The 18,240-nt window shown below is 71.0% G+C and carries 15 protein-coding genes; all 15 read left to right on the forward strand.

All coding sequences use genetic code 11. The features are described from left to right. Positions 1–104: 104 nt before the first annotated feature. Positions 105–1,397 (forward strand): homoserine dehydrogenase, encoded by a 1,293-nt coding sequence (locus G7Z13_RS23995; RefSeq protein WP_166002294.1) that lies wholly within the window; start codon positions 105–107, stop codon positions 1,395–1,397. Between the two features lie 6 nt (positions 1,398–1,403). Beyond that, positions 1,404–2,462 carry a threonine synthase gene (gene thrC, locus G7Z13_RS24000; protein ID WP_166002295.1) on the forward strand — a complete coding sequence of 353 codons (1,059 nt, stop codon included), beginning with the start codon at positions 1,404–1,406 and terminating at the stop codon, positions 2,460–2,462. 615 nt (positions 2,463–3,077) lie between these two features. Further along, a complete protein-coding gene (thrB, locus tag G7Z13_RS24005) occupies positions 3,078–4,088 on the forward strand; it encodes a homoserine kinase (RefSeq protein ID WP_166002296.1) in 1,011 nt (336 codons plus the stop codon). Between the two features lie 422 nt (positions 4,089–4,510). Beyond that, on the forward strand, positions 4,511–6,550 hold the full coding sequence (gene rho / locus G7Z13_RS24010) for a transcription termination factor Rho (protein ID WP_166002297.1): 2,040 nt from the start codon (positions 4,511–4,513) through the stop codon (positions 6,548–6,550). Positions 6,551–6,686: 136 nt separating this feature from the next. Further along, complete coding sequence (locus G7Z13_RS24015) at positions 6,687–8,507, forward strand: trypsin-like serine protease (protein ID WP_240926335.1); 1,821 nt, start codon at positions 6,687–6,689, stop codon at positions 8,505–8,507. A gap of 224 nt (positions 8,508–8,731) precedes the next feature. After that, positions 8,732–9,868, forward strand: a complete 1,137-nt coding sequence (locus G7Z13_RS24020; protein ID WP_166002298.1) for an LCP family protein — start codon at positions 8,732–8,734, stop codon at positions 9,866–9,868. Between the two features lie 195 nt (positions 9,869–10,063). Beyond that, positions 10,064–10,288 carry a 50S ribosomal protein L31 gene (rpmE, locus tag G7Z13_RS24025; protein WP_030944953.1) on the forward strand — a complete coding sequence of 75 codons (225 nt, stop codon included), beginning with the start codon at positions 10,064–10,066 and terminating at the stop codon, positions 10,286–10,288. A gap of 107 nt (positions 10,289–10,395) precedes the next feature. After that, on the forward strand, positions 10,396–11,463 hold the full coding sequence (gene prfA, locus G7Z13_RS24030) for a peptide chain release factor 1 (RefSeq protein ID WP_166002299.1): 1,068 nt from the start codon (positions 10,396–10,398) through the stop codon (positions 11,461–11,463). Between the two features lie 36 nt (positions 11,464–11,499). Continuing rightward, positions 11,500–12,345: a peptide chain release factor N(5)-glutamine methyltransferase gene (prmC, locus tag G7Z13_RS24035; RefSeq protein WP_166002300.1), complete on the forward strand. Its 846-nt coding sequence runs from the start codon at positions 11,500–11,502 to the stop codon at positions 12,343–12,345. Between the two features lie 51 nt (positions 12,346–12,396). Continuing rightward, positions 12,397–13,044: an L-threonylcarbamoyladenylate synthase gene (locus G7Z13_RS24040; protein ID WP_166002301.1), complete on the forward strand. Its 648-nt coding sequence runs from the start codon at positions 12,397–12,399 to the stop codon at positions 13,042–13,044. Then, positions 13,041–13,706 carry a protein-tyrosine-phosphatase gene (locus tag G7Z13_RS24045; protein WP_166002302.1) on the forward strand — a complete coding sequence of 222 codons (666 nt, stop codon included), beginning with the start codon at positions 13,041–13,043 and terminating at the stop codon, positions 13,704–13,706. The genes G7Z13_RS24040 and G7Z13_RS24045 overlap by 4 nt, the downstream gene beginning before the upstream one ends. A gap of 68 nt (positions 13,707–13,774) precedes the next feature. Next, a complete protein-coding gene (gene glyA, locus G7Z13_RS24050; RefSeq protein ID WP_166002303.1) occupies positions 13,775–15,013 on the forward strand; it encodes a serine hydroxymethyltransferase in 1,239 nt (412 codons plus the stop codon). Positions 15,014–15,142: 129 nt separating this feature from the next. Continuing rightward, a complete protein-coding gene (locus G7Z13_RS24055) occupies positions 15,143–16,447 on the forward strand; it encodes an MraY family glycosyltransferase (protein ID WP_166002304.1) in 1,305 nt (434 codons plus the stop codon). Between the two features lie 286 nt (positions 16,448–16,733). After that, complete coding sequence (locus G7Z13_RS24060; protein ID WP_166002305.1) at positions 16,734–17,171, forward strand: hypothetical protein; 438 nt, start codon at positions 16,734–16,736, stop codon at positions 17,169–17,171. A 225-nt stretch (positions 17,172–17,396) separates the two neighbouring features. Beyond that, the gene (atpB, locus tag G7Z13_RS24065; protein WP_166002306.1) at positions 17,397–18,224 is read left to right on the forward strand and encodes a F0F1 ATP synthase subunit A; all 828 of its coding nucleotides are present in this window, start codon (positions 17,397–17,399) and stop codon (positions 18,222–18,224) included. The last annotated feature ends 16 nt before the right edge of the window (positions 18,225–18,240 follow it).

Here is an 18,240-nt window from a genome sequence, read left to right on the forward strand (position 1 = left end):
CGTGAAAATGAAATAGACGTCTCACGATCCGGACCGGTGGCAGAAACTGCGGTCCGGTGAGTGAGACTGGTGCAACCGAAGACGGTATGAGGAAACGAGGTCGGATGATGCGTACGCGTCCGCTGAAGGTGGCGCTGCTGGGCTGTGGAGTGGTCGGCTCAGAGGTGGCGCGCATCATGACGACGCACGCCGACGACCTCGCCGCCAGGATCGGCGCACCGGTCGAGCTGGCCGGCGTGGCCGTGCGCCGGCCCGACCGGGTCCGGGAGGGCATCGACCCCACCCTCGTCACCACCGACGCGACCGCCCTGGTCAAACGCGGGGACATCGACGTCGTGGTCGAGGTCATCGGCGGTATCGAGCCCGCCCGCACCCTCATCGGCACCGCCTTCGAGCACGGCGCGTCCGTCGTCTCCGCCAACAAGGCCCTGCTCGCCCAGGACGGCGCAGCCCTGCACGCCGCCGCCGAGGAGCACGGCCGGGACCTCTACTACGAGGCCGCCGTGGCCGGCGCCATCCCGCTGATCCGGCCGCTGCGCGAGTCGCTCGCCGGCGACAAGATCAACCGGGTGATGGGCATCGTCAACGGCACGACGAACTTCATCCTCGACAAGATGGACTCCACCGGCGCCGGCTACCAGGAGGCGCTCGACGAGGCCACCGCGCTCGGGTACGCCGAGGCCGACCCGACCGCCGACGTCGAGGGCTTCGACGCCGCAGCCAAGGCCGCGATCCTCGCCGGCATCGCCTTCCACACCCGGGTCCGCCTCGACGACGTCTACCGCGAGGGCATGACCGAGGTGACCGCGGCGGACTTCGCCTCCGCCAAGGAGATGGGCTGCACCATCAAGCTGCTCGCCATCTGCGAGCGGGCCGCCGACGGGGAGTCCGTCACCGCGCGCGTGCACCCGGCGATGATTCCGCTGACCCACCCGCTCGCCTCCGTGCGCGGCGCGTACAACGCCGTGTTCGTCGAGTCCGACGCCGCCGGGCAGCTCATGTTCTACGGCCCCGGCGCGGGCGGCGCGCCCACCGCCTCCGCCGTCCTCGGCGACCTCGTCGCGGTCTGCCGCAACCGGCTCAGCGGCACCACCGGCCCCGGCGAGTCCGCGTACGCGGCGCTGCCCGTCTCGCCCATGGGCGAGGTCGTCACCCGGTACCACATCAGCCTCGACGTGGCCGACAAACCGGGCGTGCTCGCCCAGGTCGCGACGGTCTTCGCCGAGCACGGTGTCTCGATCGACACCGTCCGCCAGCAGGGCAAGGACGGAGAGGCCTCCCTCGTCGTCGTCACCCACCGCGCGTCCGACGCCGCCCTCACCGGGACCGTCGAGGCGCTGCGCAAGCTCGACACCGTGCGCGGTGTCGCCAGCATCATGCGGGTTGAAGGAGAGTAACCAGCAATGACCCACCAGTGGCGCGGAATCATCGAGGAGTACCGGGACCGGCTGCCGGTATCCGACACCACGCCGGTCGTGACGCTCCGCGAGGGCGGCACGCCCCTCGTGCCCGCGCAGGTGCTCTCCGAGCGCACGGGCTGCGAGGTCCACCTCAAGGTGGAGGGCGCGAACCCGACCGGGTCCTTCAAGGACCGCGGCATGACCATGGCCATCTCCAAGGCCAAGGAGGAGGGCGCGAAGGCCGTCATCTGCGCCTCCACCGGCAACACCTCCGCGAGCGCCGCCGCGTACGGCGTGCGCGCCGGCATGGTGTCGGCCGTGCTCGTCCCGCAGGGCAAGATCGCGCTCGGCAAGATGGGCCAGGCCCTCGTGCACGGCGCGAAGATCCTCCAGGTCGACGGCAACTTCGACGACTGCCTGACGCTGGCCCGCGCGCTCAGCGACAACTACCCGGTCGCGCTGGTCAATTCGGTCAACCCGGTGCGTATCGAGGGTCAGAAGACCGCCGCCTTCGAGATCGTGGACATGCTCGGCGACGCGCCCGACATCCACGTCCTGCCGGTCGGCAACGCGGGGAACATCACGGCCTACTGGAAGGGCTACAAGGAGTACGCCGCCGACGGCGTGTCGTCCCGTACGCCCCGGATGTGGGGGTTCCAGGCCTCCGGCTCCGCGCCCATCGTGCGCGGCGAGGTCGTCAAGGACCCGTCGACCATCGCCACCGCCATCCGAATCGGCAACCCCGCCTCGTGGCAGCACGCGCTGGCCGCCCGCGACGAGTCCGGCGGCCTCATCGACGAGGTGACGGACCGTGAGATCCTGCGCGCCTACCGCCTGTTGGCCGCGCAGGAGGGCGTCTTCGTGGAGCCCGCCTCCGCCGCCTCGGTGGCCGGTCTGCTCAAGGCCGCCGAGCAGGGCAAGGTCGACCCGGGCCAGCGGATCGTCTGCACCGTCACCGGCAACGGCCTGAAGGACCCCGACTGGGCCGTCGCCGGCGCCCCGCAGCCGGTCACCGTCCCGGTCGACGCGGCGACGGCGGCGGAGCGGCTCGGCCTGGTCTGACCGCCGAGCGGCTCGGCCTGGTGTGACCGCCGGGATGCCCGGATGTGCTGTGGCCGGATCTGGTGGGGCCGGATCGGTCGCCGTCGGGTCTGTTGCGGCCGGGGCCGACGCGTCCTGATCGGTCGCGCCGAGGCCGGGTGCGGCCCGGTCCCGCGCGCCTGGACCGGGTGCGTGCGGCCCGGTCCGGCCACCCGGACCTGGTGGGCGGGGCCGGACCTGAAGGGTTCGGGTGCGGTGCGCCCGGACCCAGCGCGGCCGTACCCCGTCCGCCCGACGCCGCCGCGTCCCACGCCGGCCCGCCCGGCGCCCGGGCGGCCGGCCCCGTGCCGGTGTCAGCAGCGCCACGTCAGGCGTAAGACGGCGCTCGGCCGGGAAACGTCCCTGACGGAGGGTGCACAGGGGGCTTGCGACACGCATCGTGCGCCTCCCGTGCGCCCTATGTCGCCACAGAACCTTCCTTCGATAGGCTGTACCGAACCCGCCCGCCGCATATGCCGCGGTGCCGCGCCGTCTTCGTGATCAGCGGCCCCGCCGGTGGCCCCCAGCGGCCCCTGGGTTTTCGTACGTCATCGAGTGTCTTCGACCATCACGCAGCTCAAGGAGAGTCAACGAGCGATGGCCGGTCCAGCGTTCCGCGCCGCCGCCGTCCGGGTGCGCGTCCCCGCCACCAGCGCCAATCTCGGCCCGGGCTTCGACGCCCTCGGCCTCGCGCTGGGGCTGTACGACGACGTGGTCGTCCGGGTGGCCGACTCCGGGCTGCACATCGACATCGCGGGCGAGGGAAGCGAGACACTTCCCCGCGACGAGCGGCACCTGCTCGTCCGCTCCCTGCGCGCCGCCTTCGACGTCCTCGGCGGACAGCCGCGCGGCCTGGAGATCGTCTGCGCGAACCGCATCCCGCACGGCCGCGGCCTCGGCTCCTCCTCCGCCGCCATCTGCGCCGGCATCGTCGCGGCGCGCGCCGTGACCATAGGCGGCGAGGCCCGTCTCGACGACGCGGCGCTGCTGGAACTGGCCACCGAGATCGAGGGCCACCCCGACAACGTCGCGGCCTGCCTGTTCGGCGGCTTCACCCTCTCCTGGATGGAGAACGGCGCCGCCCGGGCCATCAGGACGGACCCTGCGGATTCCATCGTTCCGGTGGTTTTCGTGCCCGGGAAGCCGGTGCTGACCGAGACCGCGCGCGGCCTGCTCCCGCGCACCGTGCCGCACGTCGACGCCGCCGCCAACGCCGGCCGCGCCGCGCTGCTCGTCGAGGCCCTGACCAGGCGTCCCGAGCTGCTGCTGCCCGCCACCGAGGACCGGCTGCACCAGGAGTACCGCGCCCCCGCCATGCCGGAGAGCGCCGCGCTGGTGGACCGGCTGCGGGCCGACGGCATCCCCGCCGTGATCTCCGGAGCCGGACCGACCGTGATGGCCCTGGCCGACGCCGAGACGGCCGACAAGGTGGAAGCGCTGGCCGGCGCGGACTGGGCGGCGAACCGGCTGGCCCTCGACCTGGACGGAGCCAGCGTGCTGCCGCTCGCCACGGGCGGCGCGCACGGCGGCACCACCGGCGGCGCGGACGGCGGCGGCGCGCACGGCGGCACCACCGGCGGCGCGAACGGCGCCGGCGGCGCGGACTGACAGCGGATCGAAATGAGCGGGCGATTGCCGGATGTGGAGAGGGGGAATGTTTGTTGGATCCGGTAGTGTTAACCTCAAGTCTGCACCCGACCCCACCATGGCGAGGTGCCTCGTGTCCCCGTCCGGGACAGACATTCTTCCGGGAGCCCCCCAAGTCGCACTGTGTCTCGTACCTCGTATGCGGGCAGTACGTCGTACGTCGACACTGAGCGGCCCGCCGGGCACGCTCCGGAACCGGTGCGACCACGCCACGTGACACCAGGTGCCACGGCTCGAGGAAGCGCCATCACCAGATATCTCTTCCGCCGCTTAGCAGGCGGACCACCGCCCCGGCACGGTTCACACAGCAAGGACCGAAGCCGGACAGCACAACCGGTCGCCGAGCCAGACAGGCCGACGTCCGCTCCAGGGAAGGACCCTTCGTGAGCGACACCACCGATCTGATGGGCGCACGTGTCGAGGAGACCGCTGCCGCGCCCGCCACGGACGCCTCCGCGCCTGCCACCGGTGCCGGCTCCCGGCGGCGCCGCGGTACCGGCCTCGAGGGCATGGTGCTGGCCGAGCTGCAGCAGGTCGCATCCGGCCTCGGCATCAGGGGCACCGCGCGGATGCGCAAGAGCCAGCTGATCGAGGTCATCAAGGAGGCGCAGGCCGCCGGGGGAGCCCCCGCCAAGGCCGAGACCGCCACCGAGACCAAGCCGAAGCGCCGCGCCACCTCCAAGGCCCGTACGGGTGAGGAATCCGCCGCGCCGAAGAAGGCGGAGAAGTCCGAGGCCCCGGCCGAGAAGGCCGTGGCCCAGCAGCAGATCGAGATCCCCGGCCAGCCGTCCCCCAAGGTCTCGGCTTCGCTCGACCAGGGCGGCGTCCCCACCGAGGACGCGCCGGCCGAGCGCCGTCGCCGTCGCGCCACCGCCGAGGCCGGCGCCCCCGCGGCCGCCCCCGAGACGATCGCCGCCGAGGCGAAGAGCGAGCCGAAGGCCGAGACGCCCGCGCAGCAGCAGTCGCAGCCGCAGCAGGGCGAGGCCCGGGGCGACGCCGGTGAGGGCGGCGAGGGCCGCCGTCGCGACCGCCGCGAGCGCGGCCGGGACCGTGACCGCGACCGCCGCAAGGGCGACGACCAGCAGGGTCAGGGCGGGCAGCGCCAGCAGCAGAACCAGCAGCAGGGCGGCGGCGGTCGCCAGGACCGCGACCGCCAGCAGCGGGCCGATGAGGACGGGGACGACTTCGAGGGCGGCCGCCGCGGCCGTCGCGGCCGCTACCGCGACCGCCGGGGCCGTCGCGGGCGCGACGAGATCGCCTCCGAGCCGCAGATCGCCGAGGACGACGTCCTGATCCCCGTCGCGGGCATCCTGGACATCCTCGACAACTACGCCTTCATCCGTACGTCGGGCTACCTGCCGGGCCCGAACGACGTGTACGTCTCCCTGGCCCAGGTCCGCAAGAACGGCCTGCGCAAGGGTGACCACGTCACCGGTGCGGTCCGCCAGCCGAAGGAAGGCGAGCGGCGCGAGAAGTTCAACGCGCTGGTCCGCCTGGATTCGGTCAACGGCATGGCGCCCGAACACGGCCGCGGGCGGCCGGAGTTCAACAAGCTCACGCCGCTGTACCCGCAGGACCGGCTCCGTCTGGAGACCGACCCGGGCGTGCTCACCACCCGCATCATCGACCTCGTGTCGCCGATCGGTAAGGGCCAGCGCGGCCTGATCGTGGCCCCGCCGAAGACCGGCAAGACCATGATCATGCAGGCGATCGCCAACGCGATCACGCACAACAACCCCGAGTGCCACCTGATGGTCGTCCTCGTCGACGAGCGTCCGGAAGAGGTCACCGACATGCAGCGGTCGGTCAAGGGCGAGGTCATCTCCTCGACCTTCGACCGTCCGGCCGAGGACCACACCACGGTCGCCGAGTTGGCCATCGAGCGCGCCAAGCGCCTGGTGGAGCTGGGTCACGACGTGGTCGTGCTGCTCGACTCGATCACCCGTCTGGGCCGCGCCTACAACCTGGCCGCGCCCGCCTCCGGCCGCATCCTGTCCGGTGGTGTCGACTCGACCGCGCTGTACCCGCCGAAGCGGTTCTTCGGTGCGGCGCGCAACATCGAGGACGGCGGCTCGCTGACCATCCTCGCCACCGCCCTGGTGGACACCGGGTCCCGCATGGACGAGGTGATCTTCGAGGAGTTCAAGGGCACCGGCAACATGGAGCTCAAGCTCGACCGGAAGCTCGCCGACAAGCGCATCTTCCCGGCGGTGGACGTCGACGCGTCCGGCACCCGCAAGGAGGAGATCCTGCTCGGTGCCGAGGAGCTGGGCATCGTCTGGAAGCTGCGCCGGGTGCTGCACGCGCTCGACCAGCAGCAGGCGATCGAGCTGCTGCTCGACAAGATGAAGCAGACCAAGTCGAACGTCGAGTTCCTGATGCAGATCCAGAAGACGACGCCGGCGCCGGGCAACGGCGACTAGTCGCTCCCGGACGGTCCACTCCAGGCCGGTCCCCGTCACCTCGGTGACGGGGACCGGCCTTTCGGCGCTGAGAGGAGGGGGCGCACCAGCGCATCAGCCCGCCCCTTCTCACTCATGCACCCCTGGGGGGACCTTCTTGTCCACGACCACATCCGGCCGTGGCCGGCACCGACGCCGGATACGCATCGCCCTGCCCGTCACCGCGGCCGGTGCCGCCGCCGCTGTCGCCGCCGCCCTGCTGACCGGCTCCGCGGACGCGTCGGGCGAGCCGCCGCTGCCCGCCGTCCAGCCCGTCACCAGCGCCCCGCCGGCCGCCGAGCTGGAGCGCCGGGTCGCCACCGCCATCACCGCCGACGGCACCGCGGGCGAGCGCCCGGGCACGTCCGCGGACGGCTCCGCGACCGCGGGGCCGACCGCCGAGGCGATGATCATCGGCGGGACGACCACCACCCTCACCTCCGCGCCGTGGATGGCGCAGCTCTGGTACGGCGACGACCGGGACACCCAGGACCCCTCGGACGACGTCGGCTTCTTCTGCGGCGGCGCGGTGGTCCCCCCGACGAAGATCCTCACCGCCGCGCACTGTGTCGCCGGGTACGACTGGAAGAACCACGGCTCGGTCATCACCGGCACCGCGCAGCTGCCGTCCGTCGACGACCAGGGCAACATCACCGACCTGCACGGCGGCAGCCGCAGCGGCGTCCGGCGGCAGTGGCACCACCCGTCGTACAGCCCGGTGACCATCGACGGTGACATCGCGGTCCTCACCCTGCCGTACGCGGTCGACGCGACGCCGATCCGGATGACGACGTCCGGCGACACCGCCTCCTACGCCGCCGGGACCAGCGCCAAGGTCTACGGCTGGGGCCGGATCAGCTCCACGCACGACGAGATGGCGCCGACGCTGAAGACGGCCACGCTGCCCGTGCAGTCCGACACCACCTGCGCGGCCGCCTACGGCTCCGGCTTCGTCAAGGGCCACATGGTGTGCGCGGGCAAGCCCGCCACCGGCGGCGACAGCGGCACCACCACCGCCTGCAACGGCGACTCCGGCGGCCCGCTGGTGGTCGGCGGCCGGATCATCGGCATCGTCTCCTGGGGCGTGCAGGACTGTGTCGAGAAGGGCGCCTACAGCGTCTTCACCAAGGTCAGCGCCTATGTCGGCGCCGCCTACCCCCGCCTGGACGACACGAACATCAGCGGCGACCACAGGGCCGACCTGTGGGTACGCGAAGCCGCCACCGGGACCGGTTACTCCAGGAACTCCACCGGCACGGCGTTCGCGGCCCGCGAGAGCTGGGGCGACCGGTCCGCGGCCGACCTGGTCCTCCAGACGGACCTCGACCGCGACGGCTACCAGGACCTCGTCCACCGCCGCCGCGGCGACGGCGACGTCTTCTGGTCCCACTACGTGCGGTCGGCCAACTCCTGGACCACCCAGCGGCTCGCCGACAACTGGGCCACCCGCACCCGCATTCTCACCCCGGGCGACGTCACCGGCGACTACCTGCCCGACCTGCTTTCCGTCGACGCGGCCGGTGTCCTGTGGATCTACCCGGGCAAGGGCAACGGCTCCTTCGCCGCCCGCATCCAGGCCGGCACCGGCTGGAACCAGTACAACTCCGTGCGCGGCCACGGCGACTTCACCGGCGACGGCAGGGCCGACCTGATCGCCCGCGCCAGGAGCAGCGGCGACGTGTACCTGTACAAGGGCACCGGCAAGGCGGGCACCGCGGCCTTCTCCGGCCGGATCAAGGTGCGCACCTGGAGCAGCACGACGTACAACGCCTTCGACGCGGTCGGCGACGTCACCGGCGACGGCCGGGCCGACTTCCTGGCCCGCACACCCGGCGGCACGCTCTACCTCTACAAGGGCACCGGCAAGGCCACCAGCGAGATCTTCGCCACACGGATCTCGGTCGGCACCGGCTTCGGGCAGTACGACATCTTCGGCTGAACCCGCAGGTGAGCGGCGAAACCGACCGCTCGGTCCGGCTACGCACCGTGCCCACCCGCCCGCCGGGTGGGCACAGTGCGTCATGCAACCCTGTGCCCGGTTTCCCCGTCTGACCCGACGGGGTGACGATGGAGCGGTACGGGTTCGTACGGTTTCGTACGCCGCACGACCGGGTCCGGCCGCCGCAGCAGGGGGTAACCGCACGACGAGAGCCGAGGGAGCACATGTCCGCCGCAAGCACGCCGGAGCCCGGCATACCGGGCGGTGCCGGCACCAGTGGCCCGCGCCGCCGGGCCGGGGGCCGTCGCCGCAAGCCCCGCGAGAAGCGCCACAAGGCGCTGCTGATCACGGCCTGGACCGCGGCGGGCATCGTCGTCCTCGGCGGCACCGGCCTCGGGTACGTGTACTTCACGCTCAACGGCAACCTCGACAGCGTCGACATCGACCAGGCACTCGGCACCGACCGCCCCGCCAAGGCCGACAACGGCTCGCAGAACATCCTGGTCCTCGGCTCGGACACCCGCTCCGGCGGCAACCGGAAGCTCGGCGGCGGCACCGACGACGGCAGCGCCCGCTCCGACACCGCGATGATCGTCCACGTCTACGAGGGCCACGAGAAGGCCGCCGTGGTCTCCCTCCCGCGCGACACCCTCATCGACCGGCCCGCCTGCGCCGACACCGACGGCAACACCTATCCGCCGGCGTCCCAGGTGATGTTCAACTCGGCGTACTCCACCGGCGGCGCGGCCTGCGCCGTCAGGACCGTCGAGTCGCTGACCGGCCTGCGCATGGACCACTACCTGGAGGTCGACTTCAGCGGCTTCCGAAAGCTCATCGACGAGCTGGGCGGCGTCGACATCACCACCACCCGGGACATCGAGGACCCCGACAGCCACCTGACCCTGAAGGCCGGCCCGCACCGGCTCGACGGCGAGCAGGCCCTCGGCCTGGTCCGCACCCGGCACGGCGTCGGCGACGGCTCCGACCTCGGCCGCATCCAGCTCCAGCAGGCGTTCCTCAAAGCCCTCCTCGACCAGGTCAAGGACATCGACCTGTTCGGCGACCCGAAGCGGCTGTACGACCTCGCCGACGCCGCCACGAAGACCGTGACGACCGACTCCGGCCTCGGCTCGGTGAACGCCCTGATGTCCTTCGCGAGTGGCCTCAGGGGCATCGGCGCCTCCGACATGACGATGGTCACCATGCCGGTCGTCTACGACCCGGCGGACCCCAACCGCGTCCTGCTGGAGAAGACCAAGGCCCAGCAGGTCTGGACGGCCCTGCGAAACGACCGGCCGATCCCGCGGTCGGCCACGAAGGGAACGGCCACCGGCGAAGCCGCGGGCGTGGTGCGGGACTGAGGGGCGCGGGGCTGTGCCGCTGTGCGGCTCCGCCGCGTGGCGCGGGAAACCCGCCACGACCGGCGGGGAACAAACGACGGCCACCCCCGGTTTTGGGTGATGGCCCCAGTCCTGGCAGACTGGTACGTCGGCCCCGGTTCACGCTTCCGCAGCCCGCGGCAGCGACCCGGCGCCCTCCCGAAACTAGGAGACACCTTGAAGCGCGACATCCACCCCGAGTACGTCGAGACGCAGGTCAGCTGCACCTGCGGCGCGTCGTTCACCACCCGCAGCACCATCGCGTCCGGCACCATCCGGGCCGAAGTCTGCTCCGAGTGCCACCCGTTCTACACGGGCAAGCAGAAGATCCTCGACACCGGTGGCCGTGTGGCCCGCTTCGAGGCCCGCTTCGGCAAGGCTGCCGCCGGCTCCAAGAAGTAGCGAGCCCCTCTTCGCCGGTCCACGGTCACGCCCCCTCCCACGGGCGTGCCGGGACCGGCGTTTTTGGTCACCGCCCACTTCACCCCCGTACGACACAGGAGCCACAGATGTTCGAGGCCGTCGAGGAGCTCGTCGCCGAGCACGCCGACCTGGAGAAGAAGCTCGCGGACCCGTCGGTCCACGCCGACCAGGCCAACGCGCGCAAGCTCAACAAGCGCTACGCCGAGCTGACCCCGATCGTCGCCACGTACCGCTCCTGGAAGCAGACCGGCGACGACGTCGACACCGCCCGTGAGTTCGCCGCCGACGACCCCGACTTCGCCGCCGAGGTCAAGGAGCTGGAGAAGCAGCGCGAGGAGCTGACCGAGAAGCTGCGGCTGCTGCTCGTCCCGCGCGACCCCAGCGACGACAAGGACGTCATCCTGGAGATCAAGGCCGGCGCGGGCGGCGACGAGTCCGCGCTGTTCGCCGGCGACCTGCTGCGCATGTACCTGCGCTACGCCGAGCGCGTCGGCTGGAAGACCGAGATCATCGACGCCACCGAGTCCGAGCTGGGCGGCTACAAGGACGTCCAGGTCGCCATCAAGGCCCGCGGACAGATCGAGCCCGGCCAGGGCGTGTGGGCGCGGATGAAGTACGAGGGCGGCGTGCACCGGGTGCAGCGCGTGCCCGCGACCGAGTCCCAGGGCCGTATCCACACCTCCGCGGCCGGTGTCCTCGTGACCCCGGAGGCCGAGGAGGTCGACGTCGAGATCAACCCGAACGACCTGCGCATCGACGTCTACCGCTCCTCCGGACCGGGCGGCCAGTCGGTCAACACCACCGACTCCGCCGTGCGCATCACGCACATCCCGACCGGGGTCGTCGCCTCCTGCCAGAACGAGAAGAGCCAGCTCCAGAACAAGGAGCAGGCACTGCGTATCCTGCGCTCCAGGCTGCTCGCCATGGCACAGGAGGAGGCGGAGCGGGAGGCCGCGGACGCCCGCCGCAGCCAGGTCCGCACCGTCGACCGCTCCGAGAAGATCCGCACCTACAACTTCCCGGAGAACCGCATCTCGGACCACCGCGTCGGCTTCAAGGCGTACAACCTCGACCAGGTCCTGGACGGCGACCTCGACGCGGTGATCCAGGCCTGTGTCGACGCGGACTCGGCCGCCAAGCTCGCAGCCGCGTAAGGCACGTACGAGCAAGTACCCACACGGAGGACGAGCGTGAACCTGCTGCTCGCGGAGGTGGCCCAGGCCACCCAGCGGCTGGCCGACGCCGGCGTGCCCTCGCCGCGCACCGACGCGGAGGAGCTCGCCGCGTTCGTGCACGGCGTGAAGCGGGGCGAGTTGCACTCCGTGAAGGACGCCGACTTCGACGCCCGCTACTGGGAGGTCGTCGCGCGCCGGGAACAGCGCGAGCCGCTCCAGCACATCACCGGCCGCGCCTTCTTCCGCTACCTGGAACTCCAGGTCGGCCCCGGCGTGTTCGTGCCGCGGCCCGAGACGGAGTCGGTCGTCGGCTGGGCCATAGACGCCGTGCGCGCCATGGACGTCGTCGAGCCGTGCATCGTCGACCTGTGCACCGGCTCCGGCGCCATCGCGCTCGCCCTCGCCCAGGAGGTGCCGCGCTCGCGGGTGCACGCCGTGGAGCTGAGCGAGGACGCGCTGGTGTGGACCCGCAAGAACATGGAGGGCTCCCGCGTCGACCTGCGCCAGGGCGACGCGCTCACCGCCTTCCCCGACCTCGACGGACAGGTCGACCTGGTCATCTCCAACCCGCCGTACATCCCGCTCACCGAGTGGGAGTACGTCGCCCCGGAGGCGCGGGACTACGACCCCGAGATGGCCCTGTTCTCCGGCGAGGACGGCCTCGACCTGATCCGCGGCCTGGAACGCACCGCGCACCGGCTGCTGCGCCCCGGCGGCGTCGTGGTGATCGAGCACGCCGACACCCAGGGCGGCCAGGTGCCGTGGATCTTCACCGAGGAACGAGGGTGGGCCGACGCGGCCGACCACCCCGACCTCAACAACCGCCCCCGCTTCGCCACCGCCCGCAAGGCACTGCCGTGAGCACCACCCCGAAACTCTCCCTGAAGCACGTGTACGAGGAGGCCCGCTGATATGGCACGGCGATACGACACCAACGACGCGACCGACCGCGTGACCGGTCTGCGTGAGGCCGCGTCCGCCGTCCGCCGTGGCGAACTGGTGGTCCTCCCGACCGACACGGTGTACGGCATCGGCGCCGACGCGTTCTCCAAGGAGGCCGTCGGCGACCTGCTGGAGGCCAAGGGCCGGGGCCGCACCATGCCCACCCCCGTCCTCATCGGCTCCCCGAACACCCTGCACGGCCTCGTCACGGACTTCTCCGAGCAGGCCTGGGAGCTGGTCGACGCGTTCTGGCCGGGCGCGCTCACGCTGGTCGCCAGGCACCAGCCGTCGCTCCAGTGGGACCTCGGCGACACCCGCGGCACGGTCGCCGTGCGGATGCCGCTGCACCCGGTCGCCATCGAGCTGCTGACCGAGGTCGGCCCCATGGCGGTCTCCTCCGCCAACCTCACCGGGCACCCGGCGCCGGAGGACTGCGACGCGGCCCAGGCGATGCTCGGCGACTCCGTCTCCGTCTACCTCGACGGCGGCCCCACCCCCGCCAACGTGCCGTCCTCCATCGTCGACGTCACCCGCGAGGTACCGGTGCTGCTGCGCGAGGGCGCGCTGTCGGCGGACGAGCTGCGGAAGGTCGTACCCGACCTCGAGGTGGCGAATTGACAGCCCCTGAAGCGGGGCGTGGCATAGGCAGCGGGGAAGAGACGACGACCTTCGGCTTCCCGAGGGACACCTTCCGCATCCTCCACGTCAGCACCGGCAATGTGTGCCGCTCGCCGATCACCGAGCGGCTGACCCGGCACTTCGTGTCGCAGCGGCTCGGGGTGCTGGGCGGCGGGCTGATCGTGGAGAGCGCCGGCACCTGGGGCCACGAGGGCGCGCCCATGGAGGCCAACGCGGAGACCGTGCTGGCCGAGTTCGGCGCGGACGCCTCCGGGTTCGTCGGCCGCGAGCTGCTCGACGAGCACGTCATCATGGCCGACCTCGTCCTCACCGCCACCCGCGACCACCGTGCCCAGGTCATCTCCATGGGCCACTCCGCGGGCCTGCGCACCTTCACCCTGAAGGAGTTCACCCGCCTGGTGAAGGCCATCGACCCGGCCACCCTGCCGCCGCTGGAGGACGGCGTGGTCATGCGCGCCCGCGCGCTGGTGCGCGCCGCCGCGGCCCTGCGCGGCTGGCTGCTGGCCCCGACGGCCGAGGCGGACGAGGTGTACGACCCCTACGGCGCACCCCTGACGTTCTTCCGCTCGGTGGGCGACGAGATACACCAGGCGCTGGACCCGGTGGTGACGGCGCTGACCGGAGTACCCGCGCGGACCTGACCGCGGGGCGGGACGGGCGCGGTGGGCCTACATTGGTCCTACGTCAGCGTCGACGACCGGAGCCCACCATGACGGTCATCCCTGCCCCACAGACCGACGTCCTGCGCGCACAGGACCCCGAGCTGGCCGAGGTGCTGCTCGGGGAGCTGGACCGGCAGTCGACGACGCTCCAGCTGATCGCCGCGGAGAACTTCTCCTCGCCCGCCGTGCTGGCGGCGCTCGGCTCGCCGCTGGCCAACAAGTACGCGGAAGGGTATCCGGGCACCCGGTACCACGGGGGCTGCGAGTTCGCCGACGTGGCCGAGCGGATCGCCGTCGACCGGGCGAAGGCGCTGTTCGGCGCCGAGCACGCCAATGTGCAGGCCCACTCCGGGTCCTCCGCCGTGCTCGCCGCGTACGCCGCGCTGCTGCGCCCCGGCGACACCGTGCTCGCCCTCGGACTGCCGTACGGCGGACACCTCACGCACGGTTCGCCCGCCAACTTCTCCGGCCGCTGGTTCGACTTCGTCGGCTACGGCGTCGACGGCGAGACGGGGCTCGTCGACTACGAGCAGGTGCGCGCCCTGGCCCGCTCCCACCGGCCCAAGGCGATCGTGTGCGGGTCCATCGCCTATCCCCGGCACCTCGACTACGCCCTCTTCCGTGAGATCGCCGACGAGGTCGGGGCGTATCTCATCGCCGACGCCGCGCACCCCATGGGCCTGGTCGCCGGGGGAGCGGCGCCGAATCCGGTGCCGTACGCCGACATCGTGTGCGCCACCACCCACAAGGTGCTGCGCGGCCCGCGCGGCGGGATGATCCTGTGCGGCGGCGACCTGGCCGAGCGCGTCGACCGGGCGGTCTTCCCGTTCACCCAGGGCGGCGCCCAGATGCACACCATCGCCGCGAAGGCGGTCGCGTTCGGCGAGGCGGCGACACCGGCGTTCACCGCGTACACCCATCAGGTGGTCGTCAACGCGAGGGTTCTCGCCCACGCGCTGGCCGGCCAGGGCCTGGTGATCACCACCGGCGGCACGGACACCCACCTGATCACCGCCGACCCCGCCCCGCTCGGCGTGGACGGCCGCACCGCCCGCGGCCTGCTCGCCGCGGCGGGGGTGAACCTGGACTGCTGCGCCCTGCCGCACGGCGACGTCCGCGGCCTGCGCCTGGGCACGGCCGCCGTCACCACCCAGGGCATGCGCGAGGCGGAGATGGACCGGATCGCCGCCCTGATGGGCACCGCGCTGCGCACGCCCGCGCGGGCCGCGGCGGTGCGTGAGGAAGTGCGGGAGCTGACGGGCGGATTTCCGCCGTATCCGCGCTGAGCGGGGGCCGGCGCTCTTCGTCGCACAGCCTGTCGTGCAACCATCGTCGCTACCCGTAAGTCCCCACACATATGCGTGCCTCGCTAGGGTGTGGGGCTGAGATGGCCAGCGAGACCTGTGGGGAAGCCCGTGCGTGAATACCTGCTGACGCTCTGCATCACGGCCGCGGTGACGTACCTGCTGACAGGGCCGGTGCGGAAGTTCGCGATCGTGGCCGGAGCGATGCCGGAGATCCGGGCCCGGGACGTGCACCGGGAACCGACTCCGCGGCTCGGCGGTATCGCCATGTTCTTCGGACTGTGCGCCGGCCTGCTGGTCGCCGACCACCTGACCAATCTCAACCAGGTCTTCGAGAAGTCCAACGAACCCCGCGCGCTGCTCTCCGGTGCCGCCCTGATCTGGCTGATCGGCGTCCTGGACGACAAGTTCGAGATCGACGCCCTGATCAAGCTGGGCGGCCAGATGATCGCCGCGGGCGTGATGGTCGTGCAGGGTCTGACGATCCTGTGGCTGCCGGTGCCGGGCGTCGGCACGGTCGCGCTCACCCAGTGGCAGGGCACGCTCCTGACCGTCGCCCTGGTCGTCATCACCATCAACGCGGTCAACTTCGTCGACGGACTCGACGGCCTCGCGGCCGGCATGGTCTGCATCGCGTCCGCCGCGTTCTTCATGTACGCCTACCGCATCTGGTACTCGTACGGCATCGAGGCCGCCGCCCCCGCCACCCTGTTCGCGGCCATCCTGATGGGCATGTGCCTGGGCTTCCTGCCGCACAACATGCACCCCGCCCGGATCTTCATGGGCGACTCGGGCTCCATGCTGATCGGCCTGGTGCTGGCGGCCGGCGCGATCTCCGTCACCGGGCAGGTCGACCCCGACGTCATGAACCTGTTCTCCGGTTCCGAGCGCAACACCGTGCACCAGACGGTCCCCGTCTACATCCCGCTGCTGCTGCCGCTGACCATCATCGCCATCCCGGCCGCCGACCTGATCCTGGCGATCGTGCGCCGCACCTGGCGCGGCCAGTCGCCTTTCGCCGCGGACCGCGGGCACCTGCACCACCGGCTGCTGGAGATCGGCCACTCGCACAGCCGCGCGGTCCTGATCATGTACTTCTGGTCGGCGCTGATCGCCTTCGGCGCCCTGGCGTACTCCGTCAACAGTGCGTCCATGTGGATTGTGCTGGGCGTCGTGGTACTGAGCGCGATCGGTCTCGTCCTGCTGCTCCTGCCGCGCTTCACCCCGCGCGCCCCCGTCTGGGCCGAGCGCTTCGTGCCGCCGCGCTACCGGCGCCGCAAGACGGTCGTCGCCGCCTCACAGCCGCCGCTCGCCGACGGTCCGGCCGAGCAGGAGCCGCGCACGCCCGTGGCTGCCGGGGTCTCAGGGGTCAACGGCGCGACGGCCGTCGGCCCCCGATCGCGGCTGTCAAGGTAAGAATCTGACTAGAGCATTGCCAACTTATGGGGGAACGAACCGCCCCAATACCAGACAAGTGGGCGCGCTTTTTGCACAGACGCGCAGGGTCACTCTCATGTGTGACAGCCAGCACACCCAGCAGGTAAAGACCTCATCAAATAGTTTGTGATACCGTTCACGAGAACCCCGGACAGAGCCGAAGGACCGTAGTGCGACGGTCTCTTCGCGTGAGGTTCTCACTCACCCCGGGACTACGCTCGTCCATGACGACACCCCTGCCCCCTGTGAAAGCGGAGTTGCCGCCATGCCGTCCAACGACGTCCGGAACCTGGTCCGGGTCGCTGTGCCCACAGCCGCCGTCGGCGCCGTAGCCGCCGTGATCAGCGGCGTGGTGGCCGGTGGCAAGGGAGCCGTGGGATCCGTCGTGGCAGCCGTGGTGACGATCCTTTTCATGGGCCTCGGCCTGCTCGTGCTCCAGCGCACTGCCAAGTCGCTTCCGCACCTGTTCCAGGCGATGGGCCTGATGCTCTACGCGGCGCAGATCCTGCTGCTGTTCATCTTCCTCGCCGCCTTCAGGCACACATCGCTGTTCCACCCGCGGGCCTTCGCATTCACGCTCATCGCGACCACTCTCGTGTGGATCGGCTCGCAGACGATCGCGCACATGAAGTCCAAGATCCTTTACGTCGAACCGGACTCCGCCGAAGGCAACAGGTCCGAGAAGACGGGCCCGACGTCGTGAGGGGTAGGGCCGGGATAAAGACGCGTTCGACAAGCTGCTATCGTCCGGTGCCAACTGCGGCACTGCGGGCGCGGGCATCCGAGCTGACGCCTGTTCCATCGCGAGGCTCGACGCCGAACCGCCGCCCCCATATCCGAAACACCAGTCCGGTGCCGAACCGCGGCTGCGCGCCGCGCCGACACAACGAGGTTGCCGTACCTATGCGCCACGCTGAAGGAGCCCGCGGTGAGTGCTGACCCGACGCAGGTGCTCGCCTTCGAGACCGACTGCCACATCTTCGACGGCTGTGGCTTCGCCGAGGTTTCCCCCGGCCTGCATTCGTTCCTGTTCCAGCCTCTCTGGGGCGATGGCGACAGCAATCTGTACTTCAACAAGACGATGCTGCTCGCCCTGCTGGGCTCGGTCATCATCATCGGCTTCTTCTGGGCCGCCTTCCGCCGGCCGCAGGTCGTTCCCAACAAGCTGCAGATGGTCGCCGAGGCGGGTTACGACTTCATCCGGCGCGGGGTCGTCTACGAGACGATCGGCAAGAAGGAAGGCGAGAAGTACGTTCCGTTCGTCGTCTCGCTGTTCTTCTTCATCTGGATGATGAACCTCTGGTCGATCATCCCGGTCGCCCAGTTCCCGGTCACGTCGATCATCGCGTACCCGGCCGTGCTCGCACTGCTCGTCTACATCACGTGGATTTCGCTGACCTTCAAGCGGCACGGCTTCGTCGGCTTCTTCAAGAACGTCACCGGTTACGACAAGTCGCTCGGCCCGGTCCTGCCGCTGTCGATGCTGATCGAGTTCTTCTCGAACATCCTGATCCGGCCGTTCACCCACGCGGTGCGACTCTTCGCGAACATGTTCGCGGGTCACACCCTGCTGCTGCTCTTCACGATCGCCAGCTGGTACCTGCTGAACGGCATCGGCATCGCCTACGCGGGTGTGTCGTTCGTGATGGTCATCGTCATGACCGCCTTCGAGCTGTTCGTCCAGGCCCTGCAGGCGTACGTCTTCGTCCTGCTGACCTGCACCTACATTCAGGGCGCTCTCGCCGAGCACCACTGATCAGGCGCATTCCCGA

The sequence above is a fragment of the Streptomyces sp. JB150 genome (assembly GCF_011193355.1).
GTDB lineage: Bacteria > Actinomycetota > Actinomycetes > Streptomycetales > Streptomycetaceae > Streptomyces.